Origin of the sequence: Novilysobacter viscosus (assembly GCF_046600715.1) — a bacterium.
Taxonomy (GTDB): Bacteria; Pseudomonadota; Gammaproteobacteria; order Xanthomonadales; family Xanthomonadaceae; genus Lysobacter_C; species Lysobacter_C viscosus.
Genome location: NZ_JBJMAV010000004.1, coordinates 1 through 23,714, shown reverse-complemented (window position 1 = coordinate 23,714; position 23,714 = coordinate 1). Strand labels below are relative to the sequence as shown.

The following is a 23,714-nucleotide window of genomic DNA, read 5'->3' as shown; positions in this document are numbered from 1 at the left end:
TGCACGCACCGGCGCTTCAGGGGTGCTTGGCTCAACCCTTTCCGGCCAATGGAAGAGCCGCGAGGGGCTGCGCGCGGGCAGTCAGTGGTGCCCCCAGGCCCAGCGAAGACATCAGTGGCAGCAACAGCAGCATCGCCAGGAAGTAGCGCGATTGAACTTCAAAGACCATATGGACGACCACGAAGGAGGCGAGCCACAGCAAGGGCAACATCCTGTCGGCCGCGGGCAGCCGGGAACGTATCGCAACGCCCAGAGCGACCGCATACAAGACAAGCGTAAGTCCCCTGTGCAACCAGAATTCGACGAGTACGACCCGGTGGAAGCTACGCTGCTGCCGCTGCGTTGTCGCAGGCATTGCATTCGGGGCGGAGGTCAACCAGTACCACGCGAATGCGCGGGGCAGCACGATGTGCGACATCTTGCAGCCAAGCACACCGCCCCAGTGGCGCAAGGGGCGCGATTGCAGTCGGTCCAGCACGGCCACGTGCAAAGGTTTTCCCAGATCGGCCCTCATCGCGGCCGTCGCGCTGCTGCTCCAGTGGCCGCAGCCGGGGAACTGCGTCGAAGACACCAGGAGGCCGGAGTACAGAGTCACCGCCGAGGTCGTGCGCACGGCGCTGCTCCGGTTGGCCTGCGCACGCAGGGCCGAGTCCGCGACAAATCCCAGCAGGGCCCCAGCCAGCAGGACCGGGACAAGCACGGGCAGCGGCCCGCTATCCCGGCGCTGCACCAGCCAGATCGCCGTGAGGAACAGTGCAAGCACCATCGACACAAGCAAGAGTTGGGGGCGCGTGGAGACGGCCGCCGCCACCAGCAGGATGGCCCCTCCGACGAGCCACGGACAGTAGCGACCGGGTGCCGGTCGCGCGATTGCCCACACCCCTCCCGCAAGGAAGGCCGCGGCCATGAGGTCCAACTGGACCAGTGACAGGTAGGGCGCCAGCAGCAACAGATAGGCTGCTACCAGGTGTGCCAGCCATTTGCCCCGCGACGGATCCACTGCCCGGGTCGCCCACAGGACGGTACCAGCCGCCACCGTGTTCGGGATCAGCATCGCCAGGTGGGGCGGCAGTCCCGTTGCCTTGAGCAGGCCCACCACAGACAAGGCCGCGCCGCCGCGCTCGTACAACCGAGCTGCGCCCGCGGCGGTCCAGTAGTACTTCCAGTCACTGACGGGTTCGGGGGCGAATGCGACCGCGAGCCATGCCCCGAGACCACCAACCAATGCCAACTGCGCCCAGGGCAGCCACGCGGCCGCGGCCCAGCGGTGGGCCCTGGTGGGATGGACATCCGTGTCGATGGCGAAGCGCTCCTGCTGTTGTCAAAAGAAAGGGCGGCCGGGGCCGCCCTCATCACCCACCCGGGCGGGCGAACCCGTCGTCAACCCAGCAGGTGCGCCACGCCGGCGCGCTCTTCTTCCAGCTCCGCCAGAGTCTTGTCCATGGCGGCGCGGCTGAAGTCGTCGACCGGCAGGTCGGTGACGCGGGTGTACTCGCCGTTGCTGCATGTCACCGGCACGCCGTAGATCACGCCTTCGGGAATGCCGTAGCTGCCGTCTGAAGGCACGCCCATCGTCACCCACTTGCCGTCCGTGCCGAGCACCCAGTCGCGGATGTGGTCGATGGCGGCGTTGGCCGCCGAGGCAGCTGACGAAAGCCCCCGTGCCTCGATGATCGCCGCTCCCCGCTTGCCGACCTTGGGGATGAACTCATTGGCATTCCAGTCCGCGTCGTCGACCTTGTCCTTGAGTGACTGGCCGTTGGCGGTGGCAAAGCGGTAGTCCGGGTACATCGTCGGGCTGTGGTTGCCCCACACGACCAGCTTCTCGATATCTGCAACGGCGACACCGGCCTTGTTGGCCAGCTGGCTCAGTGCGCGGTTGTGGTCCAGGCGCAGCATGGCGGTGAAGTTCTTCGCCGGCAGGTCGGGGGCGGACTTCATCGCGATGTAGGCGTTGGTGTTGGCGGGGTTGCCGACCACCAGCACCTTGACGTCGCGGCTGGCGACCTTGTTGAGCGCAGCGCCCTGGGCGGTGAAGATCTTCGCGTTCTCCAGCAGCAGGTCCTTGCGCTCCATGCCCGGGCCGCGCGGACGCGCGCCGACCAGCAGGGCGATGTCCGCGTCCTTGAACGCCACTTCGGCATCATCGGTGCCGACCATGCCGGCCAGCAGCGGGAACGCGCAATCCTCCAGTTCCATCATCACGCCCTTGAGCGCGGCCTGGGCCTTCTCCATCGGCAGCTCGAGCATTTGCAGGATGACGGGCTGGTCCTTGCCGAGCATCTCGCCCGAGGCGATGCGGAACAGCAGCGAGTAGCCGATCTGGCCGGCAGCACCGGTAACGGCAACGCGGACGGGGGTCTTCATCGGGAAATCCTTCGCGGAAAAATGGTGGGACGGGGCGCGTCAGTACACGCGGTACCCGAGGGGTTGGAGGTGCTCGTCGAGCGCTGCCGTGTCGTAGCCGCGCACGACGTCCTGGCCGATCACGGTGACCGGCACGCCTCGCGCGCCCAACGCCTTCATCGCGCGGTCGCCTTCCGGCGTATCGATGTCCAGCACGCGGTAGCGCACGTTGGCCAGCTCGAAGTCCTTGCGCTGCTTCTGGCAGTAACCACACCAGTCGGCGGCCAACATCACGATGCGCCGGTCACCGGTTTCATGGCGGGGATCGTCGACCTTCAACTCGGGCACGGGGGGGGCGCGGAAATGCAGGTAGCCCCCGACAAGCGCGGCAACCACCAGCAGCCAGACAATGCGCACGGTGTCGCCCCTCCGTTACGAAAGCTCGCCGAAGAACTCCCGGATGCGTTGCATCCCCGGAGCCAACTGCGGTGTGGGACAGGTGTAGCTGATGCGCATCGCGCGCGGCTCGCCGAATGCCGAGCCGGGTACGCACGCCACGCCCTTGGCCTCCAGCAGCACGCTGCAGAAGTCCACGTCGTTGGCGATCGCCTTGCCCGTGGGCCCATGGGTCTTGCCGAAGGCGCAGCTGACATCGGGGAAGACGTAGAACGCGCCCTGCGGCCTGGGGCAGACAAGGCCGGGGATCGCATTCATCACGTCCATCACCTGGTCGCGCTTGGCCTGGAACTCGGCGCACTTGGATTCGGGCACGTCCTGCGGCCCCGACAGCGCGGCCACCGCGGCGGCCTGGACGATCTCGGGCAGGTTGGTGATGTGGTTGGAGTTCATCGTCACCACGGCCTGCGCAACGACCTCCGGCCCGGCCATGAAGCCCACGCGCCAGCCCGGCATGCCATAGGTCTTGGACAGCGAGTCGACGAAGATCACGCGATCTCGCAACTCGGGACGCGCGTGGACGAAGTTGTGGTAACCCACCCCATCGAACACCATCCGGTTGTAGATGTCGTCCGTGATCACCCAGGTGTCGGGGTACTTGGCGATGACATCGGCCAGGGCGCCGATTTCGTCCTTCGTGTAGACCATGCCGGTCGGGTTGGACGGGTTGTTGAACAGGAACACGCGCGGCTTCCTGGCGAGCGCCGCGTCAAGCTGCGCCGGGGTCAGCTTGTAGTCCTGCTCGGGCGGGCACGGCAGCAGGTCGACCTTCGCGTTGACGATTTCCGCGATGTCCAGGTAGCTGGTCCAGTACGGCGTCGGGAAGGCGATCGTGTCGCCCTCGTCCAGCAGCGCCTCGGCCAGGTTGTAGAGCACGTGCTTGGCACCCACGCCGGTGGCCAGGTTCACCCGGCCATAGCCGGTCAATCCGATCTTGTTGATGTGCTCGATGAACGCGTCGAGCATCGCATCGCTGCCACGGTTGCTGCCGTACTGGCCGGAATCGTTGGAAAGCGCCTGGCGGGCGGCCTCGTACACGTGCTCGCCGGGCAGGAAATTGGGGACGCCGATCGAAAAGCTGATGATGTCGCGGCCTTCGGACTTCAGGCGCTTGGCCTTCTCGGCAATCTGCATGATCGCGCTTGGCTTGGCGCGACCGATGCGCCGGGCGAGCTGGGGCATCGTGGTGACCTCGTGGGTGTTCGACGGGACGGCCGCGACTCAGCCGTCAGCCGCAAAATGGTAGCACGTGAAACCATTTCGACTGCCGCTTGCACCACCTCCAAACGGCAACGCCCGCACTGGGCGGGCGTCGCTGCGCAAGCCGGAAAGGCTCGACCGGAAACCGGATGTCAGGCGCGCGTGCTTGCGTCGAGCGTGGTGTTCCACTCGGCCACGCGGTCGGCCTTGGCGCCCAGCGCGGCATCGACGTCGCCGTCCAGCTTCACCTTGTTGATGATGTCGCCCTGCTTGATCGCATCCACGACCTCCTGGCCTTCGACCACCTTGCCGAAGACCGTGTGCTTGCCATCCAGCCACGGGCACGACACGTGGGTGATGAAGAACTGGCTGCCATTGGTGCCGGGGCCCGCGTTGGCCATCGACAGGACGCCGCGCTCGTGGCTCAGTCCGTTCTTGGTTTCGTCCTCGAAGCGATAGCCCGGTCCACCGGTGCCGGTGCCCTGCGGACAACCACCCTGGACCATGAAGTCATTGATGACGCGATGGAAGCTGAGGCCGTCGTAGAAGCCGCGCTTGGCCAGGTTGGCGAAGTTGGCGACGGTCAGCGGGGCCTTCTCGGGCTCCAGCTGGATGCGAATCGGGCCGCGGTCGGTTTCAAAGGTGGCGATAAGGCTCATGGGGGCTCCTTGTGGGGGTCCGCACGGCGCCGATGTCGGCCGCGTGGACGGGGCCGGCAAGAATAACCCAGCCCCGGCCCATTGCCGCATTCAGGTTGGTTTGCCCGCTATAATGGCCGGCTTCCTCCCTGCCCCAAGCGTCGAACGGCGCCCTGTCCGCATGTCCGCATCCAACTCCGTCGAACGCCTGCGCAATATTGCCATCGTCGCCCACGTCGACCATGGCAAGACCACCCTCGTCGACCAGCTGCTCAAGCAGTCCGGCACCCTGGACGAGCGCGCCGTCGTGCCCGACCGGGTCATGGACAGCAACGACATCGAGAAGGAACGTGGCATCACGATCCTTTCCAAGAACACCGCCATCCGCTGGACGGATCCCGAAGGCGAGACCTGGCGCATCAACATCGTCGACACCCCGGGCCACGCCGACTTCGGCGGCGAGGTCGAGCGCGTGCTGTCGATGGTCGACTCGGTGCTGATCCTGGTCGATGCCATGGACGGTCCGATGCCGCAGACCCGGTTCGTGACCCAGAAGGCCTTCGCGATGGGCTTCAAGCCGATCGTCGTGGTCAACAAGGTCGACCGCCCGGGCGCACGCGCCAGCTGGGTGCTGGACCAGACCTTCGACCTGTTCGACCGCCTGGGCGCCACCGACGACCAGCTCGACTTCACCACCGTCTATGCCTCCGGCCTCCAGGGGTATGCCGGCATGGACGAAGGCGTGCGCGACGGCGACATGACCCCGTTGTTCCAGGCCATCTGCCAGCACGTGCCGGCGCCACCGGTCGACCCGGACGGCCCGTTCCAGATGCGCGTCACCAGCCTGGACTACAGCAACTATGTCGGCATGATCGGCATCGGCCGCATCCAGCGCGGCAAGGTGCGGACCAACCAGCAGGTGACGGTGGTCGACCGCGAGGGCAAGACCCGCAGCGGTAAGGTGCTGCAGGTGCTCGGCTTCATGGGCCTTGAGCGCGTCGAAGTGCCCGAGGCGGGCGCCGGCGACATCATCGCCTTCTCCGGCGTGGACCCGCTGGGTATCTCCGACACCCTCTGCGATCCCGCCGCGGTCGAACAGCTGCCGGTCCTGACCGTCGACGAGCCGACCATCTCGATGACCTTCCAGGTCAACGACTCGCCGTTTGCCGGCGTCAAGGACCGCAGTGGCGGCAAGTTCCTGACCAGCCGCCAGCTGCGCGATCGCCTGACGCGGGAAACCGCGCACAACGTGGCGCTGAAGGTCGAGGACACGTCCGACGCGGACAAGTTCAAGGTCTCCGGCCGTGGCGAGCTGCACCTGTCGATCCTCATCGAGAACATGCGCCGCGAGGGCTACGAGCTGGCCGTCTCGCGCCCGGAGGTCATCATCAAGCAGATCGACGGCGTCATGCAGGAGCCGTTCGAGCAGCTGGTGGTGGACATGGAGGAGCAGTTCCAGGGTGGCGTGATGGGACGGCTGGGCGAGCGCAAGGCACTGCTCCAGAACATGGAGCCGGATGGCAAGGGCCGCGTGCGCCTGGAGTTCATCATCCCGGCGCGGGGGCTGATCGGTTTCCAGACCGAGTTCCGCACGCTTACCGCGGGCACCGGCCTGCTGTTCCACGTGTTCGACCACTTCGGTCCGAAGATGGATGGCGAGATCGGCCAGCGCCAGAACGGCGTGCTGATCTCCAATGGCACCGGCCCGTCCCCGGCGTATGCGCAGATCGCGATGCAGGAGCGCGGCCGCTTGTTCATCGAGCCGGGCGAGGAGATCTACGAGGGCCAGATCGTCGGCATCAACAGCAAGGACAACGACCTCACCGTCAATGCCCTGCGTGGCAAGCAGCTGACCAACTTCCGCGCGTCGGGCACCGACAAGGACGAGGGCCTCATCCCGCCCATCAAGCTTTCGCTTGAGCAGGCGCTGGAGTTCATCGACGACGACGAGCTGGTGGAAGTCACCCCCAAGCAGATCCGCCTGCGCAAGAAGTACCGCACCGAGAACGATCGCAAGCGGGCTTCACGCGCCGCCTGACGCCCGCTCGGCTGGCTGTGACACGAAAAAAGCCGCCCCTGGGGGCGGCTTTCTCATTACGGGACAGCATCGGCCGCCTCTGCAGGAGCGGCCTCAGCCGCGATGGAATGCCCCGGTGGGTCATTCGCGGCTGATCTGCTCCTACGAATGCATCAGCTGGCGGCGAACTGCGACTGCTTGCGCACGATCAGCATCGCCACTTCCAGCGCCTGCTCGTAGTTCAGGCGCGGATCCACGGTGGAGTGGTACGCGCGCTCCAGGTCCACCTCGGTCAGCTCCCGGGCACCACCAAGGCACTCGGTGACATCTTCCCCGGTCAACTCGAGATGCACACCGCCCAGGCGCGTACCCGCGGCAGCGTGCAGTTCGAACGCCTGCTCCAGCTCGCTGCCGATGTTGTTGAACCGGCGTGTCTTGTAGCCGTTGGCGGTGGATTCGGTGTTGCCGTGCATCGGGTCGCACACCCACAGCACGCGACGGCCGTCGCGACGGATGGCCTCCAGCAGCGCGGGTAGCTTCTGCGCGATCTGCGCGGCACCCATGCGGTGGATGAAGGTGAGGCGGCCCGGCTCGTCCTCGGGATTGAGCAGGTCGACGATGCGCAACAACTGGTCCGGGGTAACCGAGGGCCCAACCTTCAACGCGATCGGATTGCGGATGCCACGGAAGTACTCGGCGTGCGCTCCATCGACCGCTGCAGTGCGCATCCCGATCCATGGATAGTGGGTACTGAGGTTGAACCAGCCCCAGTGTCGCGGCACCTGACGGGTCAGGGCTTCCTCGTAGGGCAGCAGCAAGGCCTCGTGCGAGGTGTAGAAGTCGACCCGGTTGAGGTTGTGCACCTCCTCCCCGGAAAGCGTCTCCATGAACCGGACGGCATCGCCAATGGCCTGGACCATGCGGCGGTACTCCTCGGCGAGGTGGGAGTGGCCCACCCAGCTGAGGTTCCAGTACTCGGGGTGGTGGAGGTCGGCAAAACCGCCGTCGATCAGCGCCCTGACGAAGTTCATGGTCATCGCCGAACGGGCGTGCGCCTTGATCATGCGACGCGGGTCCGGACGCCGTGCGTCAGGTGTGAATGCAGACCCGTTCACCATGTCGCCCCGGTAGCTGGGCAAGGTCACGCCATCGAGCGTCTCGCTGTCGGCCGAACGCGGCTTGGCGTACTGGCCAGCGAACCGCCCCACCCGGATCACCGGCTTGCGCAGGCCGTGCACCAGCACGAGGCTCATCTGCAGCAGCACCTTCAGCCGGTTGGAGATGAGTTCGGAGGTGCACGCAGCGAAGCTTTCGGCACAGTCACCGCCCTGCAACAGGAACCGCTTGCCATCCTGCGCTTCGGCCAGCTGCTGCTTCAGCGCGAGGATCTCCCACGACGTCACCAGCGGCGGCAGCAGGCGCAGCTCATCCAGCGTGGTGGCCAGCTCGGCCTGGTCGGGATAGTTCGGCAGCTGCAGTGCGGGTCGCGAGCGCCACGACGCCGCCGTCCAGTCGGACGGGAGATTGACGGCGTGGATGCTGCGATCAGGGGTACTCATGGACGTGACTGGATGCTGCGGTGCGGCGAACGATGATGGTCCCTTCGGCCTTCCACCGCAACCGCAACCCGCGCTCTCGACCCCTGCACCAGGAGCCGCGTGCCCTCAGCGCCTGAACGCGGCGTACCCGGCCCAGAGCGTCAACAGTACGAACCACACCAGGCTCCAGGCCGGCATCGACAGGCCCAGGAAGGTCCAGTCCACGGTCCCGCAATCGCCCGACCCGGTCAGGACCTTGCGGATGACACCGGTGGTGGACATGGTTTCGCGCATGAACTCCAGGCCCGCCCCGCATGACGGTATGGGCGGCGGGTTGAGCTGCAGCCACACGTGGCGTCCCGCGATCCCGGTGCCGACCAGGCCGGCCAACATCGCAACCACGCCATACGCGCCGCGTCCCCCGCGCCGCTTCGGTGCATGTAGCGCGCCCAGCAGGAAGACCACGCCCAGCGCCGCGAAGGCGATGCGCTGGAAAATGCAAAGCGGGCAGGGTTCGAGGCCGTCATGCAGTTGCAGGTAGATCGCGTAGGCCAGCAGGCCGGCGCAGGCAAGGAATCCCAGCGCGAAGGAACTCCGGAACGTGGCGCGTGCGGCGGTTGCGGTCGTCATGGTCGCCAAGCTTACGGACTTGCGGCCCGGCTGCGAAGTGCGGCGTCGCGAGCAGTGCGATTCGCCGGGCGGACGCACGGAAGCAGCGGGCGCCTGTCGCCACGCTCGACCCGCGCGCCCGACCAGCCCCGCCTACCGGGCACCAAGCGCCACAGGCTACAAAGCAAAAACCCCGGCCCTGGCCGGGGTCCTGCTTGCTCGGATGGAGGCTTGGCCTCCAGGCGAGGATTACTCGGTCGCCGCTTCCGGACGGTCGACCAGCTCGACGTACGCCATTGGCGCGTTGTCACCGGCACGGAACCCACACTTGAGGATGCGCAGGTAACCCCCCGGTCGGGCCTGGTAGCGCGGGCCGAGAGTGGTGAACAGGGTCCCGACCGCTTCCTTGTCGCGCAGGCGCGAGAAGGCCAGGCGGCGATTGGCGACGCTGTCGGTCTTGCCCAGGGTGATGAGCGGTTCGGCGACGCGACGCAGCTCCTTGGCCTTGGGCAGCGTGGTCCGGATCAGGCCAAGCTTGATAAGGGACGCGGACATGTTGGTGAACATGGCATCGCGGTGGGCGCTGGTTCGGCTGAACTTGCGGCCGGCTTTCTGGTGGCGCATGGCAGTGGTTCCTGTTGAATGTTGACGCTGCTGGGGATCGCTGTCGCCATCCTGGCGCTGGAAACGTGGACTGCGGATGGTCCGGGCCGGCCATCCTTGACCGGACAAATTCGCGGGCTTTCAGGCCCGTCGGAATGAACTGTTGGAGCAACGCTCCCCGCCGTCGGGCAGGGAGCGGCCTTGCCTGTGGTGCGTTTAGCCCATCATGCCGTGGCTGGCGATGCCGGCCGGCGGCCAGTTCTCCAGCTTCATGCCGAGCGACAGGCCACGCTGGGCCAGCACTTCCTTGATCTCGGTGAGCGACTTCTTGCCCAGGTTCGGGGTCTTGAGCAGCTCGACCTCGGTCTTCTGGATCAGGTCGCCGACGTAGTAGATGCTCTCGGCCTTGAGGCAGTTGGCCGAACGCACGGTCAGTTCCAGGTCGTCGATCGGACGCAGCAGGATTGGATCGACCCCGCCGGTTGCCGGCTTCGCCGCACCGCGGTCGCGGTGGGTGAAGTCGCCGAACACCGACAACTGGTCGGTGAGGATGTCGGCGGCGGTCCGCACGGCTTCCTCTGCATCAATGGTGCCGTTGGTCTCGATGTCCAGGACCAGCTTGTCCAGGTCCGTACGCTGCTCGACGCGCGCGGCCTCGACGGCGTAGGCCACCCGGCGCACGGGGGAGAACGATGCGTCCAGCATCAGCCGACCGATGGAACGGGTCTCCTCGTCCGGACGACGCCGCGCCGCCGCGGGCTGGTAGCCGTAACCGCGCTCGATCTTGAGGCGCATGTTGATCGCGGTGTCCTTGGTCAGGTGCGCAATCACATGCTCGGTGTTGAGGATCTCGACGTTGTGGTCGGCCTTGATGTCGGCCGCGGTGATCACGCCAGGGCCCTGCTTGGACAGCGACAGGGTGGCCGACTCGCCGGTGTGCATGCGGATGGCGACGTCCTTGAGGTTGAGCAACACCTCCAGCACGTCCTCTTCCAGGCCTTCGACCGTGGTGTACTCATGGAGCACGCCGTCGATCTCGACCTCGGTGATGGCGAAACCCGGGATCGACGACAACAGCACGCGGCGCAGCGCATTGCCCAAGGTGTGGCCATAGCCACGCTCGAGCGGCTCGATGACCACCTTGGCGCGGTTTCCGGTGAGGCGCTCGATCTGGGGACCGCGCGGACGCAGTACCTGGTTAGCGGTAACCGTCATTGTGTAACTTCTCCTGCAATGCTCCGCGCTGGGGGAAGCGCGGTCGCTTTGGCCTTGGCGCCCCCCTGGACCGGGAGGCGGCACGACCCGCGGAGCGGGTCGGCCAGGGTGGTGGAGGTGCCTGCGCGCGTCCGCGGGGACGAATCACGCAGGTCGCCGCGTTCCTTACTTGGAATACAGCTCGACGATCAGTGCTTCGTTGATGTCAGAAGGCAGGTCCGCACGATCCGGAACGGCCTTGAACACCCCGCTGAACTTCTTGCTGTCGACCTCGACCCACGACGGCGGAAGGTCCATCTGCTGGGAGACCGTCACCGACTCCTGCACGCGAAGCTGCTTCTGGGCACGCTCGGCCAGCGCAATCGCGTCGCCGGCCTTGACCTGGTAGGACGGCAGGTTCACCGACTTGCCATTGACCGTGACGCCACGGTGGCTCACCAGCTGGCGCGCGGCCGGGCGGGTGATGGCGAAACCCATGCGATAGACAACGTTGTCCAGGCGGGTTTCCAGCAGCTGCAAGAGGTTCTCGCCGGTGTTGCCCTTCTTGGTCGAGGCCTTTTTGTAGTAGTTGCGGAACTGACGCTCCAGCAGGCCGTAGATGCGCTTGACCTTCTGCTTCTCGCGAAGCTGGGTGGCGTAGTCGGACAGCTTTCCGCGACGGGGGATGGGGCCATGCTGGCCGGGCTTCTGCTCAAGCTTGCACTTGGAGTCGAGCGCGCGGGCCGGCGACTTCAGGCCGAGGTCGGCGCCTTCACGGCGCGCGAGCTTACAGGTGGGACCAATATAACGAGCCATGTGTCTTCAGCTCCTCAGACGCGACGCTTTTTCGGCGGACGACACCCGTTGTGCGGGATGGGCGTCACGTCGATGATGTTGATGATCTTGTAGCCGACGTTGTTGAGCGAACGCACGGCAGACTCGCGACCCGGGCCGGGGCCCTTGATCCGCACTTCCAGCGACTTCACTCCGTAATCGAGTGCAGCTCGGCCGGCCTTTTCGGCGGCCACCTGGGCTGCGAACGGAGTCGACTTGCGTGAACCGCGGAAACCCGCGCCGCCCGAAGTCGCCCATGACAGCGCGTTGCCCTGCCGGTCGGTGATCGTGATGATGGTGTTGTTGAACGAAGCATGGACGTGGGCGATGCCGTCGGTGACGACGCGCTTGATCTTCTTCTTCGTCTTGGCTTGTGCTGGTTTGGCCATGGTCTATTCCTTACTTCCTGATGGCCTTGCGCGGACCCTTCCGGGTACGGGCGTTGGTCCGGGTGCGCTGGCCGCGCAGCGGCAGCCCACGGCGATGACGCAGGCCGCGGTAGCAGCCCAGGTCCATCAGTCGCTTGATCGACATGCCGACTTCACGGCGGAGGTCGCCCTCCACCACGTACTTGCCGATCTCGGCGCGAAGGCGCTCGACTTCCGGCTCGGACAGGTCACGGATCTTGGTCGACGAATTCACGTCGGCCGCTTCACAGACCTTCTTCGAACGGGTACGGCCAATGCCGTAGATGCTCTGAATCCCGACCCAGACATGCTTCTGGGCAGGCAGGTTGACGCCCGCAATACGCGCCATAACGCGATTCTCCAACTGGTTTGGCGGCCGGGTTGACGCCCGGCGAGTGGCACTTGGATAAGTGAACTGGAAATTCTAACAAGGTCTCGGGTTAATAGGAAGCCCTGCCGCGCCCAAGGGGCGCAGCTGGACCACGGCATGGGGAGTGTGCCCATGCTCCGGCGACGGGAAAGGGTTGCCTGGACACAGCGGAGTCACCCGCCCTGCCCGGCCCCGCGCGCTACTCCGGCGCACAGACCGACCCAAACCCACCCGCGCGCGAGACGCCGCGCGGGTCGCCCATCTTGTCGTCCGGCCGCTGTGGACCGGGGCGACGGGAATTCCCACCTCAGGTCCGCGGAATGCCGCGAAGGCCTCCGCCACCCTTGAGGTTCGCCTTCTTGAGAAGGCTTTCGTACTGGTGCGACATCAGGTGGGCCTGGATCTGGGCGATGAAATCCATCACCACGACCACCACGATCAGCAGCGAAGTGCCACCGAAGTAGAACGAAATGCCCATCTCGGTGCGCATGATTTCCGGCAGCAGGCAAACCAGCACAAGGTAGGCGGCACCAGCGGCGGTCAGGCGGGTGAGCACGCCGTCCACGTAGTCCGCGGTCGCCTTGCCCGGCCGGATCCCCGGAATCAGGGCCCCGGACTTCTTGAGGTTGTCGGCTGTTTCCTGGGAGTTGAACACCAGCGCGGTATAGAAGAACGCAAAGCCCGCGATCATCGACGCGTAGAGGATCATGTGCAGCGGCTCGCCGGGATTGAGCCACTGGCTGAGCTTGAGCATGAACGACGACGAGTCGCCCTGGCTGAACCAGGTAGCCGCGGTTGCCGGGAACATCACGATGCTCGAGGCGAAGATAGCCGGGATCACGCCGGCCATGTTCAACTTCAACGGCAGGAACGAAGACTGGTTCATGTACGCGCTGCGGCCACCCTGGCGCCGCGCGTAGTTCACCGTGATCCTGCGTTGGCCGCGCTCGACGAAGACCACGAAGAACGTTACCGCCAGTACGATCAGGGCCACGGCGATCGCCACGAACTCGGACATTTCGCCGTTTCGGATCTGCTCGAACATACCGATGACGGCCGACGGCAGGCCCGCGACGATGCCCGCGAAGATGATCAGCGAGACGCCGTTGCCGATGCCACGCTCGGTCACCTGTTCACCCAGCCACATCAGGAACATCGTGCCCGCCGTAAGCGATATGACCGCCGTCAGCACGAAGCCCATGCCCGGGCTGTAGACCACCGGAATGCCCTGGCTGGCGCCGCCCGCCTGCAACGCGGTGGCAATGCCCCACGCCTGGAAGATCGACAGCGGGATCGCACCCAGGCGCGACCACTGGTTGATGCGCTTGCGCCCGGACTCGCCTTCCTTCTGGATGGCCTTGAGCGAGGGCACCATCTGCACCAGCAACTGCACGATGATCGACGAGGAGATGTACGGCATCACGTTCAGCGCGAACAGGCTGAAACGCTCCAGCGCGCCACCGGAGAACATGTTGAACATGTCAACGATGGTGCCCTGCTGGGTTTCCATCAGCTGGATCATCGCGTCCGGATTGACGCCCGGCACCGGGATGTAGCAGCCGATCCGGTAGACGACGAGCGCGCCCAGCACGAACAACAGGCGCTGGCGGAGCTCGGTGAACTTGCCGAGCCCGCCGCCGACACCGGACATTGCGTTGCTGCTGCGCGCCATCGACCGCTTACTCCTCGACCTTGCCGCCAGCCGCCTCGATGGCAGCCTTGGCACCGGCCGTCGCCAGCAGGCCCTTGAGCACGAACTTCTTGCTCAACTCGCCCTTCTTGACGATCTTGGCCCGCTTGGCGCCGCTCGGCACCAGCTTGGCAGCGCGCAGCGCGGCAAAGTCGATGTCACCGGCATCCAGGCGATCGAGCTGGTACAGCAGCACTTCGGCGGTGTCACCCGCGGTGCGGGAGCGGAAACCGATCTTCGGCAGACGGATATGCATCGGCATCTGGCCGCCTTCGAAGCCGGCCTTGATCTTGCCCTTGCCCGAACGCGCGAACGAGCCCTTGTGGCCACGGCCTGCGGTCTTGCCCTTGCCCGAACCGATACCACGGCCAACGCGGGTGCGCTCCTTGCGGGCGCCGTCAGCGGGCTTGAGTGTATTGAGACGCATGGTGTTCTCCTTATTCCTCGACCCGGACAAGGTAGTGCACCTTGTTGATCAGGCCACGGACCTGCGGGCTGTCTTTCAGCTCGCGCACGTCGTTGAGCTTGTTCAGGCCCAGGGCACGCACCGACAGGCGGTGGCGGGACTGGGTGCCGCGAAGGCCCTTGACCAGGCGCACCTTGACGGTGCCGGCGTTCTCGTCCTGCTTCTTAGCCATGGCTGAGATCCTCCACCTTCTTGCCGCGCTTGGCCGCGATCTTGGCCGGCGAATGCATTTCGGTCAGGCCGCGCAGCGTGGCGCGCACCAGGTTGATGGGGTTGCGCGAACCGACCGCCTTGGCCAGCACGTTCTTCACGCCGACCGCTTCCAGGACGGCGCGCATCGCGCCACCGGCGATCACGCCGGTACCCTCGGACGCCGGCTGCATGTACACGCGGGCGGCGCCGTGGCCGGACTTGACCGAATGCCACAAGGTGCCGTTGTTGAGGTCGACGTTGCTCATGTTGCGGCGGGCATACTCCATCGACTTCTGGATCGCGACCGGCACTTCGCGCGCCTTGCCGTAACCGAAACCGACCTTGCCCGAGCCGTCGCCTACAACCGTCAACGCGGTGAAGGTGAACTGGCGACCGCCCTTGACGGTCTTGCTGACGCGGTTGACCGCGATCAGCTTCTCGATCATTCCGTCGTCCATTTCCTCGCGGTTGCGGTCGCGATCACGACCCCGCGGTGCACGTTCGTCTGCCATCTTCTGGATCTCGTAAGTTGAAGGATTTGCGGCTTTGCCGCTTGTCGTTGTGGTATGCCTCGGGCGCTGCGAGCCGCCGGGAATCCGACGACACGCCCGGCGCAGCCCGCGCCGGCAGGTGGCATCCGTCGCGGCGCGTGCTGGTCAGCAACGCGCCGCGACGGCTTCGATCAGAACTGCAGGCCACCCTCGCGGGCGGCATCGGCCAGCGCCTTGACGCGGCCGTGGTAGCGGTAACCCGAGCGGTCGAAAGCGACCTTCTCGATGCCGGCGGCCTTGGCCTTCTCCGCGATCGTGCGACCGACCTTGGCGGCAGCCTCGACGTTCTTCGCGCTCTTCAGGCCATCGCGCAGATCCGACTGAACCGTCGAAGCGGCAGCCAGGACCTTGGAGCCGTCGGCGGTGAAGACCTGCGCGTAAAGGTGCTGGCCGGTGCGCAGCACCGACAGGCGCGGCACGCCGAGATCGCGGATGTGGGAGCGGGTCGACTTGGCGCGACGCAGGCGGGCGGTATTCTTGTTCATGCGTGAGTCCTCGAAAGCTGAAGGCCGGTCAGGCCTTCTTGGCTTCCTTGCGAATGATGTTCTCGCCCGCGTACTTCACGCCCTTGCCCTTGTACGGCTCGGGCGGACGGAAGCCACGGATCTTTGCGGCGACTTCGCCGACGCGCTGCTTGTCGGCACCCTGCACCACGATCTCGGTCTGGGTCGGCGTGGCGAGGGTAATGCCCTCGGGCGCCTTGAACAGGATCGGGTGGGAGAAGCCCAGCGACAGATTGAGGTCCTGCCCCTGCATCGCGGCACGGTAACCGACGCCGACCAGCTCGAGCTTGCGCTCGAAGCCTTCGGATACGCCGTGGACCATGTTGGCGATGATCGCGCGCAGCGTGCCGGTGAGGGCGACCAACTCGTCGTTGGCAGAAGTCAACAGCGCCTGGCCGTCTTCGATCTTGACGTCGATCCCTTCGGGCTTTGCGATCGACAGGGTGCCCTTCGGGCCCTTGACGCTCACGTTCTCAGGCTGGATGTTCAGCTCGACGCCCTTGGGCAGGGCAATCGGCTTCTTGGCAACTCGGGACATTGTCGTTACTCCCTTAGGCCACGAAGCACAGGACTTCACCGCCGACGCCCTGCTGGCGCGCCTGCGCATCGGTCATGATGCCCTTGGAGGTGGAGATGATGGAGACGCCCAGGCCACCGAGCACCTTGGGCAGGTCGTCCTTGCCGCGGTACTGCCGCAGGCCGGAGCGCGAGTAGCGCCGCAGCTGGTCGATGACCGGCTTGCCTTCGTAGTACTTGAGCTCGATTTCGAGCTGGAACTTGCCGGGACCGTTCTCGGTCACGCGCGAACCCAGGATGTAGCCCTCCTGCTGGAGGACGCCGGCGATGGCCACCTTCACCTTGGAGGACGGCATCTTCACCGTGGGTTTGCGAACAGCGGCCGCATTGCGAATGCGGACCAGCATGTCGGCGATGGGATCAGTCATGCTCATGGAAAATCACCTTATGAGTGCACCGATATCCGCTTGATTGCGAATTTCGTTGTCGACTACGGAACACCGTAGCCGTATTGCCTGCCGGGGCAGCCGGCAATGATACCAGCTTTACCAGCTCGCCTTGCGCAATCCGGGCACGTCGCCGCGCATGGTTGCTTCGCGCAGCTTGTTGCGGCCCAGGCCGAACTTGGCATACACGCCACGCGAACGACCCGTCAGGGCGCAACGGTTGCGCTGGCGCGACGGGGACGAGTCGCGGGGGAGCTTCTGCAGCTTCACCGACGCCTCCAGCTTCTCCTCGTAGGAGGCCGAGTCGCTGGAGAGGATGTTCTTCAGCTCTTCGCGCTTGCTGGCGTGCTTCTTTGCCAGCTTGGCCCGCTTGATCTCGCGGTTGACCATGGAGGTCTTAGCCATATTCGAAACCTCTATTAAGTACGGAACGGGAAGCGGAAGGCTTCCAGCAGGGCGCGGGCCTCGGCGTCGGTCTTCGCGGTCGTGGTGATCGCGATGTCCATGCCGCGCACGGCATCCACCTGGTCGTAATCGATCTCCGGGAAGATGATCTGCTCCTTGACGCCCATGTTGTAGTTGCCACGGCCGTCGAACGACTTGGCCGACACGCCACGGAAGTCGCGCACGCGCGGCAGCGACACGTTCACCAGGCGATCCAGGAACTCGAACATCTTCGCGCGGCGCAGCGTCACCTTGCAGCCGATCGGCCAGCCGTCGCGGATCTTGAACGAGGCCACGGAGACGCGGCTCTTGGTCACGATCGGCTTCTGGCCGGCAACCTTGGTCATGTCTGCAACGGCGTTCTCGAGGATCTTCTTGTTGGTCGCCGCTTCGCCCACGCCCATGTTCAGCGTGATCTTCACGAGGCGCGGGACCTCCATCGGGTTCTTGTAACCGAACTTCTCGGTCAGCACGGGAACCACTTCTTCCTTGTAAATCTTTTCAAGCCGGGTCATTTGGGCATTCCTCAGGCGTCGACCGCCTCACCGCTGGAGCGGAACACGCGAACCTTGCGTCCATCCTCCAGCACCTTGATACCGATGCGCTCGCCCTTGCCCGAGGCAGGGTTGAACAGCATGACGTTGGAAACATGGATCGGTGCTTCGCGCTCGATCACGCCACCGGGCTGGCCCGCTTGCGGGTTCGGCTTGGTGTGGCGCTTGATGATGTTGACGTTGGACACGACGACCTTGTCGCCGGCCACGCGTACAACATCGCCCTTCTTGCCCTTGTCCTTTCCGGCGGTGACCATTACCTGGTCGCCCTTCTTGATACGGTTCATGTCAGCTCCTCCGCTCAGAGCACTTCAGGTGCGAGCGAGACGATCTTCATGAACTTCTCGGAGCGCAGCTCGCGGGTTACGGGCCCGAAGATGCGCGTGCCGATCGGCTCATGCTTGTTGTTGAGCAGTACGGCGGCATTGCCGTCGAAGCGGATCAGCGAGCCGTCCGGGCGGCGCACGCCCTTGCGGGTGCGGACCACCACGGCGTCGTAGACGTCGCCCTTCTTGACCTTGCCGCGCGGGATCGCATCCTTCACGGTGACCTTGATGATGTCGCCAATGTGCGCATAGCGGCGCTTGGAGCCGCCGAGCACCTTGATGCACATCACTTCCTTGGCACCGGAGTTGTCGGCCACGCCGAGGTAGCTTTGCATCTGGATCATGGTTCAGCCTCCTCGGTTATTCGGCAGCGCGGGTGAGGATTTCCACCACCCGCCAGTTCTTGGTCTTGGACATCGGCGCGATCTCGGAAACCCGGACCACGTCGCCCTCGTTGCAGGCATTCTCGGCGTCGTGTGCGTGGAGCTTGGTCGAGCGACGGATGTACTTGCCGTAGAGGGCATGCTTGACCTGGCGCTCAACGAGCACCGTCACGGTCTTGTCCATCTTGTTGCTGACCACGCGCCCTTCGACCGTGCGCACTGCCTTCTCTGTATTGTTGTCGGTCATGGCGGGTCCTTACTTCTTCTCGACCAGCAGCGTGTTGACGCGAGCGATCTCGCGGCGCACGCGGCGGGTCTCATGGGACTTGGCGAGTTGGCCGGTGGCAGCCTGCATGCGCAGAGCGAACTGCTCCTTGTGCAGGTCTACCAGGTGGGCCTTCAAGTCTTCCGGGGACTTCTCGCGGAGCTTGTTGATTTCCATCAGCGCACCGTCCGGGTGACGAAAGTGGTGGTCACCGAGAGCTTGGCCGCGGCCAGCCGGAACGCTTCACGCGCCACGGTCTCGTCCACGCCCTCGATCTCGTAGATCATGCGACCGGGCTGGATCTGCGCGACCCAGTACTCGACGTTGCCCTTGCCGGAGCCCATGCGGACCTCGATGGGCTTCTTGGTGATCGGCTTGTCGGGGAACACGCGGATCCACATCTTGCCGCCGCGCTTCACGTAGCGGCTGATGGAACGACGTGCAGCCTCGATCTGGCGCGCGGTGATCTGACCGTGCGCGGTCGCCTTCAGGCCGTACTCGCCGAAGCTGACGGCATTGCCGTTCCAGCTCAGGCCATCGTTGCGGCCCTTGTGTACCTTGCGGTACTTCGTTCGCTTGGGTTGCAACATGGTCAGTTACCTCGCTTCACGCGCCGGACGGGCCGGGCGGGGACGATCGCCGCGATCACCGCGGTCGCTACGCGGACTGTCGTCCTGCTTTTCCTGGCCCACCTGGGAGAAATCGAAGATCTCGCCCTTGTAGACCCACGTCTTGATGCCGATGATCCCGTAGGTGGTCTTCGCCTCGGCAAAGCCGTAGTCGATGTCGGCACGCAGGGTGTGCAGCGGCACGCGGCCTTCGCGGTACCACTCCGAACGCGCGATTTCCGCACCGTTCAGGCGACCGGCGACGTTGACCTTGATGCCCAGGGCACCCAGGCGCATCGCGTTGCCGACCGCGCGCTTCATCGCGCGGCGGAACATGATGCGGCGCTCCAGCTGCTGGGCGATCGACTCGGCAACCAGCTGTGCGTCAAGCTCCGGCTTGCGGACCTCGGTGACGTTGATGTGCGCCGGGACGCCCATCATGTCGCTGACTTCCTTGCGCAGCTTCTCAATGTCCTCGCCGCGCTTGCCGATCACCACGCCCGGGCGGGCGGTGTGGATCGTAACGCGGGCGTTGTTTGCGGGGCGCTCGATGAAGATCTTCGAGATACCGGCCTGGGCCAGCTTCTTGCGAAGCATCTCGCGCACCTTCAGGTCGGCGGCCAGGTACTCGGCGTACTGCTTCTTGCCGGCGAACCACTTGGAGTTCCAGTCCTTGGAGATTCCAAGGCGGATGCCGGTCGGATGAACTTTATGACCCATGAGTTACTTCCCCTCGCCGACGACGACGGTGATGTGGCTGGTGCGCTTGAGGATGCGCGTGCCGCGCCCCTTCGCACGGGCCATGAAACGCTTAAGCGTCGGGCCTTCGTCGACCATGATGGTCTTGACCTTGAGCTCGTCGACGTCGGCGCCCTGGTTGTTCTCCGCATTGGCGATGGCGGACTCGACGACCTTGCGGATCATCGCTGCGGCCTTCTTGTCGGAGAACTTCAGCAGGTTGACGGCGCGCTCGGCCGAGAGGCCGCGCACCTGGTCGGCCACCAGACGGGCCTTCTGGGCGGAGATGCGCGCACTGCGCAGGATGGCTTTCGCTTCCATGGTCATCTCCTTAGCGGCTCTTCTTGTCGCCGACGTGACCCTTGAAGGTACGCGTCAGGGCGAACTCGCCGAGCTTGTGGCCAACCATGTTCTCGTTGACCAGCACGGGGATGTGGTTGCGACCGTTGTGCACGGCGATGGTGAAACCCACCATTTCCGGCAGAACCATCGAGCGGCGCGACCATGTCTTGATCGGCTTCTTGTTGTTGCCCGCGGACTCCACCTTCTTGATCAGGTGGTGGTCTACGAACGGACCCTTCTTGAGTGAACGTGCCATTGCCGATTAGCTCCTGCGATCGCGAACGATGAACTGCTGCGTACGCTTGTTCTTGCGCGTCTTGTAACCCTTGGTCGGCACGCCCCACGGGGTGACCGGATGCGGGTTGCCCTGGCCAGCCTTGGCCTCACCACCGCCGTGCGGGTGGTCCACCGGGTTCATGGCCGCGCCGCGAACGGTGGGCTTGACTCCCCGCCAGCGCTTGGCGCCGGCCTTGCCGAGCTTCTCGAGGCTGTGCTCGTCGTTGCCGACCTCGCCAATGGTCGCGCGGCACTCGACCGGCACCTTGCGCATCTCGCCCGAACGCAGGCGAAGCGTGGCGTAACCCTGCTCGCGGGCAACGAGGTACACGCCAGCGCCCGCGGCGCGGGCCAGCTGGGCACCCTTGCCCGGCTTCATCTCGACGCAATGCACCGTGGTGCCGACCGGGATGTTGCTGAGCGGCAGGGTGTTGCCGGTGCGGATCGGTGCGTCACGGCCGGCAATCACCTGGTCGCCGTCCTTCAGGCCCTTGGGGGCGATGATGTAGCGACGCTCGCCGTCGACATAGCACAGCAGGGCGATATGGGCGGTGCGGTTGGGATCGTATTCGATCCGCTCCACGCGCGCCGGAATACCTTCCTTGTTGCGCTTGAAATCGATGATGCGGTAGTGCTGCTTGTGCCCGCCGCCGACGTGGCGCGTGGTGATGCGCCCGTGGTGGTTGCGGCCACCGGTCTTGCTCTTCTTCTCGACCAGTGCAGCGTGCGGCGCGCCCTTGTGCAGGCCCGGCGTCACCACACGGACCATCGAACGACGGCCGGGCGAGGTGGGTTTGAAAGTCATCAATGCCATGGATCGATCCTCAGGCCTTGGCCATCACGTCGATCGACTGGCCCTCGGCCAGCTTCACGTATGCCTTGCGCCAGTCGGGGCGACGGCCCATGCGGAAACGGAAGGCCTTGTTCTTGCCCTTCACGTTGAGCACGTTGACCGCCTCGACCTTGACGTCGAACAGCTTTTCCACGGCGACCTTGATGTCGGCCTTGGTTGCTGTCGTCGCCACTTCGAAGACGTATTGGTTGGAAATTTCCTGCAGGCGCGCGGTCTTTTCGGACACGCGCGGCGCGCGGATGACGTTGTAGAGCTTGGCGTCGTTCATGCCAGCCACTCCTCGATCTTCTTGACCGCATCGGCGGTGACCACGACCGAATCCGCGCCCACGAGCGAGACCGGGTCCAGGCCCTGGACGTCACGAACCTCGACGTACGGCAGGTTGCGCGCGGACAGGTAAAGGTTCTCGCTGGCGTCCTCGATCACCAGCAGCGGGCGACGGCCCACTTCCAGCTCCTTCAGCTTCGACACCAGCCCGGAGGTCTTGGGCGCGTCGATATCGAACGCGTCCACGACCTTGAGCCGACCCTGGCGGTTGAGCTCCGACAGGATCGCCGCCATCGCGGCGCGGTACATCTTGCGGTTGACCTTCTGCGCGAAGCTGCGCGGCTTGGCCGCGAACGTCACGCCACCGCCGACGAAGATCGGCGCCGTCAATGCACCGTGGCGCGCACCGCCGCCCTTCTGCTTCTTCGACTTCTTGGTGGTGCCGGCCACTTCCGACCGGGTCTTCTGGGCCTTGGTGCCGGCACGCCCCGCGTTGCGGTAGGCGACGACGACCTGGTGGACCAGATCCTCGCTGAAGTCGCGCCCGAAGATCTCTTCGGAGACCGACAGCGTCTTGTCGCTATTGTTGATGGCAAGTTCCATCGTCATACCCCTTTGCTCGACGGACGCACGATCACGTCGCCGCCCGGCGCGCCCGGAACCGCGCCCTTGATGGCGATCAGCCCGCGCTCGGCATCGACGCGCACGACTTCCAGTCCCTGGGTGCTCTGTTGCACCGCACCCATGTGGCCGGACATCTTCTTGCCCGGGAACACGCGACCCGGCGTCTGCCGCTGGCCGATGGAGCCCGGCGCGCGGTGGGACAGCGAGTTACCGTGGGTGGCGTCGCCCATCTTGAAGTTCCAGCGCTTGATCGTGCCCTGGAAGCCCTTGCCCTTGGTGATGCCCTGGACGTCGACGATCTGCCCGACTTCGAAGATGTCGGCGCTGATCTCGCCGCCCACCGTGAAGTCGCCGATCTTGTCGTCGGCCACGCGCAGTTCCCACAGCCCGCGGCCGGCGTCGACCTTGGCCTTGGCCAGGTGGCCCGCCTCGGGCTTGTTGACGAGCGCCGCGCGGCGCACGCCGACCGTCACCTGCACAGCGCTGTAGCCGTCGGAGTCGGTGGTCTTGATCTGGGTGATCCGGTTCGGGGTCGCTTCGATCAGCGTCACCGGAACGGACTTGCCGTCTTCGGTGAAGAACCGGCTCATGCCGGCCTTGCGACCGACGATGCCCAGCGAATACTTCTTCGCAGTCATGGTGGTGGCCTCAGGTCAGCTTGATCTGGACGTCGACGCCAGCCGCGAGCTCGAGCTTCATCAGCGCGTCCACGGTCTTGTCGTTCGGGTCGACGATATCGAGCACGCGCTTGTGCGTGCGGGTCTCGTACTGGTCTCGCGCGTCCTTGTCGACGTGCGGAGACGTAAGGATGGTGAAGCGCTCGATCTTGGTCGGCAGCGGGATCGGGCCGCGCACCTGGGCGCCGGTCCGCTTCGCTGTCTCGACGATCTCGCTGGCCGAGCGGTCGATCAGACGATGATCGTACGCCTTCAGCCGAATCCGGATCTTTTGGTCCGCCATGACGGGTGTTCCTTCGTTAAAAGAGCGACGGGCCGGTGACTGGGTGCACCGAACCCCGGTAAAGACGACAGGGCCGACGACAACGCCGTCGGCCTCCATTCAAAACTAAGGCAGGCCGGTTGCCCGGCCCGCCCAGACGGAATCTGAAAACGCATGAAGCCACCTCGGCAGTGCCGGGCAGCGCCATGCGACATTTCCCTGTCTGGCGAATACGAGGCGCGTCCTGCCCCTCATTTCGCTGGCTGCAACCCCAAAGGGCTGCGGTGGTCGAGCATTCTAACGGGTTTTCCGACCTTCGCGCAAGCATCACGCCCGCACTGGGGGTGAAGCCTTGGGCGGGGAGCCGAGTTGCGCGAGATCCCGCCAACTGGGCAAGCCCGGCCACGGGACCCGCGCTAGAACACCGGGCGCGCGAGCGCGCCCGGATCAACGCATTACTTGATGATCTTGCTCACCACGCCGGCGCCGACGGTACGGCCGCCTTCGCGGATCGCGAAG

At 65.3% G+C, this 23,714-nt stretch carries 35 protein-coding genes; 1 reads left to right on the top strand and 34 read right to left on the bottom strand.

Going from position 1 to position 23,714, the window contains the following annotated elements:
- Window positions 1–31 precede the first annotated feature (31 nt).
- From ACJQWL_RS07645 to ACJQWL_RS07625, 5 genes are all read right to left on the bottom strand, one after another.
- A complete protein-coding gene (locus tag ACJQWL_RS07645; RefSeq protein ID WP_330968042.1) occupies window positions 32–1,231 on the bottom strand; it encodes a hypothetical protein in 1,200 nt (399 codons plus the stop codon).
- 149 nt (window positions 1,232–1,380) lie between these two features.
- The gene (locus ACJQWL_RS07640; protein WP_330968041.1) at window positions 1,381–2,367 is read right to left on the bottom strand and encodes a malate dehydrogenase; all 987 of its coding nucleotides are present in this window, start codon (window positions 2,365–2,367) and stop codon (window positions 1,381–1,383) included.
- Window positions 2,368–2,406: 39 nt separating this feature from the next.
- Window positions 2,407–2,763: a glutaredoxin family protein gene (locus ACJQWL_RS07635; protein ID WP_330968040.1), complete on the bottom strand. Its 357-nt coding sequence runs from the start codon at window positions 2,761–2,763 to the stop codon at window positions 2,407–2,409.
- 15 nt (window positions 2,764–2,778) lie between these two features.
- On the bottom strand, window positions 2,779–3,984 hold the full coding sequence (locus tag ACJQWL_RS07630; RefSeq protein WP_330968039.1) for a pyridoxal phosphate-dependent aminotransferase: 1,206 nt from the start codon (window positions 3,982–3,984) through the stop codon (window positions 2,779–2,781).
- A 170-nt stretch (window positions 3,985–4,154) separates the two neighbouring features.
- A complete protein-coding gene (locus tag ACJQWL_RS07625; protein ID WP_330968038.1) occupies window positions 4,155–4,661 on the bottom strand; it encodes a peptidylprolyl isomerase in 507 nt (168 codons plus the stop codon).
- A gap of 160 nt (window positions 4,662–4,821) precedes the next feature.
- On the opposite strand from ACJQWL_RS07625, the gene typA reads away from it, so the two are divergent.
- The gene (typA, locus tag ACJQWL_RS07620) at window positions 4,822–6,678 is read left to right on the top strand and encodes a translational GTPase TypA (protein WP_330968037.1); all 1,857 of its coding nucleotides are present in this window, start codon (window positions 4,822–4,824) and stop codon (window positions 6,676–6,678) included.
- 152 nt (window positions 6,679–6,830) lie between these two features.
- Here typA and ACJQWL_RS07615 read toward each other — a convergent pair whose 3' ends face one another.
- The 29 genes from ACJQWL_RS07615 to rpsJ all read right to left on the bottom strand — a co-directional run bounded on the left by ACJQWL_RS07615 (window position 6,831) and on the right by rpsJ (window position 23,216).
- A complete protein-coding gene (locus ACJQWL_RS07615; RefSeq protein WP_330968036.1) occupies window positions 6,831–8,216 on the bottom strand; it encodes a class II 3-deoxy-7-phosphoheptulonate synthase in 1,386 nt (461 codons plus the stop codon).
- Between the two features lie 105 nt (window positions 8,217–8,321).
- Window positions 8,322–8,825, bottom strand: coding sequence for a disulfide bond formation protein B (locus ACJQWL_RS07610; protein ID WP_330968035.1), 504 nt, complete (start codon window positions 8,823–8,825; stop codon window positions 8,322–8,324).
- 228 nt (window positions 8,826–9,053) lie between these two features.
- Window positions 9,054–9,428, bottom strand: coding sequence for a 50S ribosomal protein L17 (rplQ, locus tag ACJQWL_RS07605; protein ID WP_330968034.1), 375 nt, complete (start codon window positions 9,426–9,428; stop codon window positions 9,054–9,056).
- 195 nt (window positions 9,429–9,623) lie between these two features.
- The gene (locus ACJQWL_RS07600) at window positions 9,624–10,622 is read right to left on the bottom strand and encodes a DNA-directed RNA polymerase subunit alpha (protein ID WP_330968033.1); all 999 of its coding nucleotides are present in this window, start codon (window positions 10,620–10,622) and stop codon (window positions 9,624–9,626) included.
- A 165-nt stretch (window positions 10,623–10,787) separates the two neighbouring features.
- Window positions 10,788–11,417 (bottom strand): 30S ribosomal protein S4, encoded by a 630-nt coding sequence (gene rpsD, locus ACJQWL_RS07595; protein ID WP_330968032.1) that lies wholly within the window; start codon window positions 11,415–11,417, stop codon window positions 10,788–10,790.
- A gap of 14 nt (window positions 11,418–11,431) precedes the next feature.
- Complete coding sequence (rpsK, locus tag ACJQWL_RS07590; protein WP_036212595.1) at window positions 11,432–11,824, bottom strand: 30S ribosomal protein S11; 393 nt, start codon at window positions 11,822–11,824, stop codon at window positions 11,432–11,434.
- A 10-nt stretch (window positions 11,825–11,834) separates the two neighbouring features.
- Window positions 11,835–12,191 carry a 30S ribosomal protein S13 gene (gene rpsM / locus ACJQWL_RS07585; RefSeq protein ID WP_330968031.1) on the bottom strand — a complete coding sequence of 119 codons (357 nt, stop codon included), beginning with the start codon at window positions 12,189–12,191 and terminating at the stop codon, window positions 11,835–11,837.
- Between the two features lie 328 nt (window positions 12,192–12,519).
- Window positions 12,520–13,863: a preprotein translocase subunit SecY gene (gene secY / locus ACJQWL_RS07580; protein WP_411300817.1), complete on the bottom strand. Its 1,344-nt coding sequence runs from the start codon at window positions 13,861–13,863 to the stop codon at window positions 12,520–12,522.
- 28 nt (window positions 13,864–13,891) lie between these two features.
- Window positions 13,892–14,329, bottom strand: coding sequence for a 50S ribosomal protein L15 (rplO, locus tag ACJQWL_RS07575; protein WP_330968029.1), 438 nt, complete (start codon window positions 14,327–14,329; stop codon window positions 13,892–13,894).
- 10 nt (window positions 14,330–14,339) lie between these two features.
- Complete coding sequence (rpmD, locus tag ACJQWL_RS07570; protein ID WP_330968028.1) at window positions 14,340–14,540, bottom strand: 50S ribosomal protein L30; 201 nt, start codon at window positions 14,538–14,540, stop codon at window positions 14,340–14,342.
- Window positions 14,533–15,072, bottom strand: coding sequence for a 30S ribosomal protein S5 (gene rpsE, locus ACJQWL_RS07565; protein WP_330968027.1), 540 nt, complete (start codon window positions 15,070–15,072; stop codon window positions 14,533–14,535). Before rpsE ends, rpmD begins: the two co-directional genes overlap by 8 nt.
- Window positions 15,073–15,242: 170 nt before the next feature.
- A complete protein-coding gene (rplR, locus tag ACJQWL_RS07560; RefSeq protein WP_330968026.1) occupies window positions 15,243–15,596 on the bottom strand; it encodes a 50S ribosomal protein L18 in 354 nt (117 codons plus the stop codon).
- A 28-nt stretch (window positions 15,597–15,624) separates the two neighbouring features.
- A complete protein-coding gene (rplF, locus tag ACJQWL_RS07555; protein ID WP_330968025.1) occupies window positions 15,625–16,152 on the bottom strand; it encodes a 50S ribosomal protein L6 in 528 nt (175 codons plus the stop codon).
- Window positions 16,153–16,165: 13 nt separating this feature from the next.
- Entirely contained in the window at window positions 16,166–16,564 is a 399-nt protein-coding gene (gene rpsH / locus ACJQWL_RS07550; protein WP_330968024.1) for a 30S ribosomal protein S8, read from the bottom strand.
- 111 nt (window positions 16,565–16,675) lie between these two features.
- Complete coding sequence (gene rpsN, locus ACJQWL_RS07545; RefSeq protein ID WP_330968023.1) at window positions 16,676–16,981, bottom strand: 30S ribosomal protein S14; 306 nt, start codon at window positions 16,979–16,981, stop codon at window positions 16,676–16,678.
- Window positions 16,982–16,995: 14 nt separating this feature from the next.
- Window positions 16,996–17,535, bottom strand: a complete 540-nt coding sequence (gene rplE / locus ACJQWL_RS07540; protein WP_330968022.1) for a 50S ribosomal protein L5 — start codon at window positions 17,533–17,535, stop codon at window positions 16,996–16,998.
- Between the two features lie 11 nt (window positions 17,536–17,546).
- Complete coding sequence (gene rplX, locus ACJQWL_RS07535) at window positions 17,547–17,861, bottom strand: 50S ribosomal protein L24 (protein WP_330968021.1); 315 nt, start codon at window positions 17,859–17,861, stop codon at window positions 17,547–17,549.
- Between the two features lie 14 nt (window positions 17,862–17,875).
- Window positions 17,876–18,244 (bottom strand): 50S ribosomal protein L14, encoded by a 369-nt coding sequence (gene rplN, locus ACJQWL_RS07530; protein ID WP_031373826.1) that lies wholly within the window; start codon window positions 18,242–18,244, stop codon window positions 17,876–17,878.
- A 16-nt stretch (window positions 18,245–18,260) separates the two neighbouring features.
- Window positions 18,261–18,530, bottom strand: coding sequence for a 30S ribosomal protein S17 (rpsQ, locus tag ACJQWL_RS07525; RefSeq protein WP_330968020.1), 270 nt, complete (start codon window positions 18,528–18,530; stop codon window positions 18,261–18,263).
- A gap of 9 nt (window positions 18,531–18,539) precedes the next feature.
- A complete protein-coding gene (rpmC, locus tag ACJQWL_RS07520; RefSeq protein WP_330968019.1) occupies window positions 18,540–18,725 on the bottom strand; it encodes a 50S ribosomal protein L29 in 186 nt (61 codons plus the stop codon).
- Window positions 18,725–19,138, bottom strand: coding sequence for a 50S ribosomal protein L16 (rplP, locus tag ACJQWL_RS07515; protein ID WP_330968018.1), 414 nt, complete (start codon window positions 19,136–19,138; stop codon window positions 18,725–18,727). The genes rpmC and rplP overlap by 1 nt, the downstream gene beginning before the upstream one ends.
- Before the next feature lie 6 nt (window positions 19,139–19,144).
- Window positions 19,145–19,876, bottom strand: a complete 732-nt coding sequence (gene rpsC, locus ACJQWL_RS07510) for a 30S ribosomal protein S3 (protein WP_330968017.1) — start codon at window positions 19,874–19,876, stop codon at window positions 19,145–19,147.
- A gap of 3 nt (window positions 19,877–19,879) precedes the next feature.
- Window positions 19,880–20,215, bottom strand: a complete 336-nt coding sequence (rplV, locus tag ACJQWL_RS07505) for a 50S ribosomal protein L22 (RefSeq protein WP_330968016.1) — start codon at window positions 20,213–20,215, stop codon at window positions 19,880–19,882.
- Window positions 20,216–20,225: 10 nt separating this feature from the next.
- Window positions 20,226–20,492 carry a 30S ribosomal protein S19 gene (gene rpsS / locus ACJQWL_RS07500; protein ID WP_330968015.1) on the bottom strand — a complete coding sequence of 89 codons (267 nt, stop codon included), beginning with the start codon at window positions 20,490–20,492 and terminating at the stop codon, window positions 20,226–20,228.
- Window positions 20,493–20,498: 6 nt separating this feature from the next.
- Window positions 20,499–21,326 carry a 50S ribosomal protein L2 gene (gene rplB / locus ACJQWL_RS07495; RefSeq protein WP_330968014.1) on the bottom strand — a complete coding sequence of 276 codons (828 nt, stop codon included), beginning with the start codon at window positions 21,324–21,326 and terminating at the stop codon, window positions 20,499–20,501.
- A 10-nt stretch (window positions 21,327–21,336) separates the two neighbouring features.
- The gene (gene rplW, locus ACJQWL_RS07490; RefSeq protein ID WP_330968013.1) at window positions 21,337–21,633 is read right to left on the bottom strand and encodes a 50S ribosomal protein L23; all 297 of its coding nucleotides are present in this window, start codon (window positions 21,631–21,633) and stop codon (window positions 21,337–21,339) included.
- Window positions 21,630–22,235 carry a 50S ribosomal protein L4 gene (gene rplD / locus ACJQWL_RS07485; RefSeq protein ID WP_330968012.1) on the bottom strand — a complete coding sequence of 202 codons (606 nt, stop codon included), beginning with the start codon at window positions 22,233–22,235 and terminating at the stop codon, window positions 21,630–21,632. The genes rplW and rplD overlap by 4 nt, the downstream gene beginning before the upstream one ends.
- Before the next feature lie 2 nt (window positions 22,236–22,237).
- A complete protein-coding gene (gene rplC / locus ACJQWL_RS07480) occupies window positions 22,238–22,894 on the bottom strand; it encodes a 50S ribosomal protein L3 (protein ID WP_330968011.1) in 657 nt (218 codons plus the stop codon).
- A gap of 10 nt (window positions 22,895–22,904) precedes the next feature.
- Complete coding sequence (gene rpsJ, locus ACJQWL_RS07475; protein ID WP_036196039.1) at window positions 22,905–23,216, bottom strand: 30S ribosomal protein S10; 312 nt, start codon at window positions 23,214–23,216, stop codon at window positions 22,905–22,907.
- Between the last annotated feature and the right edge of the window lie 498 nt (window positions 23,217–23,714).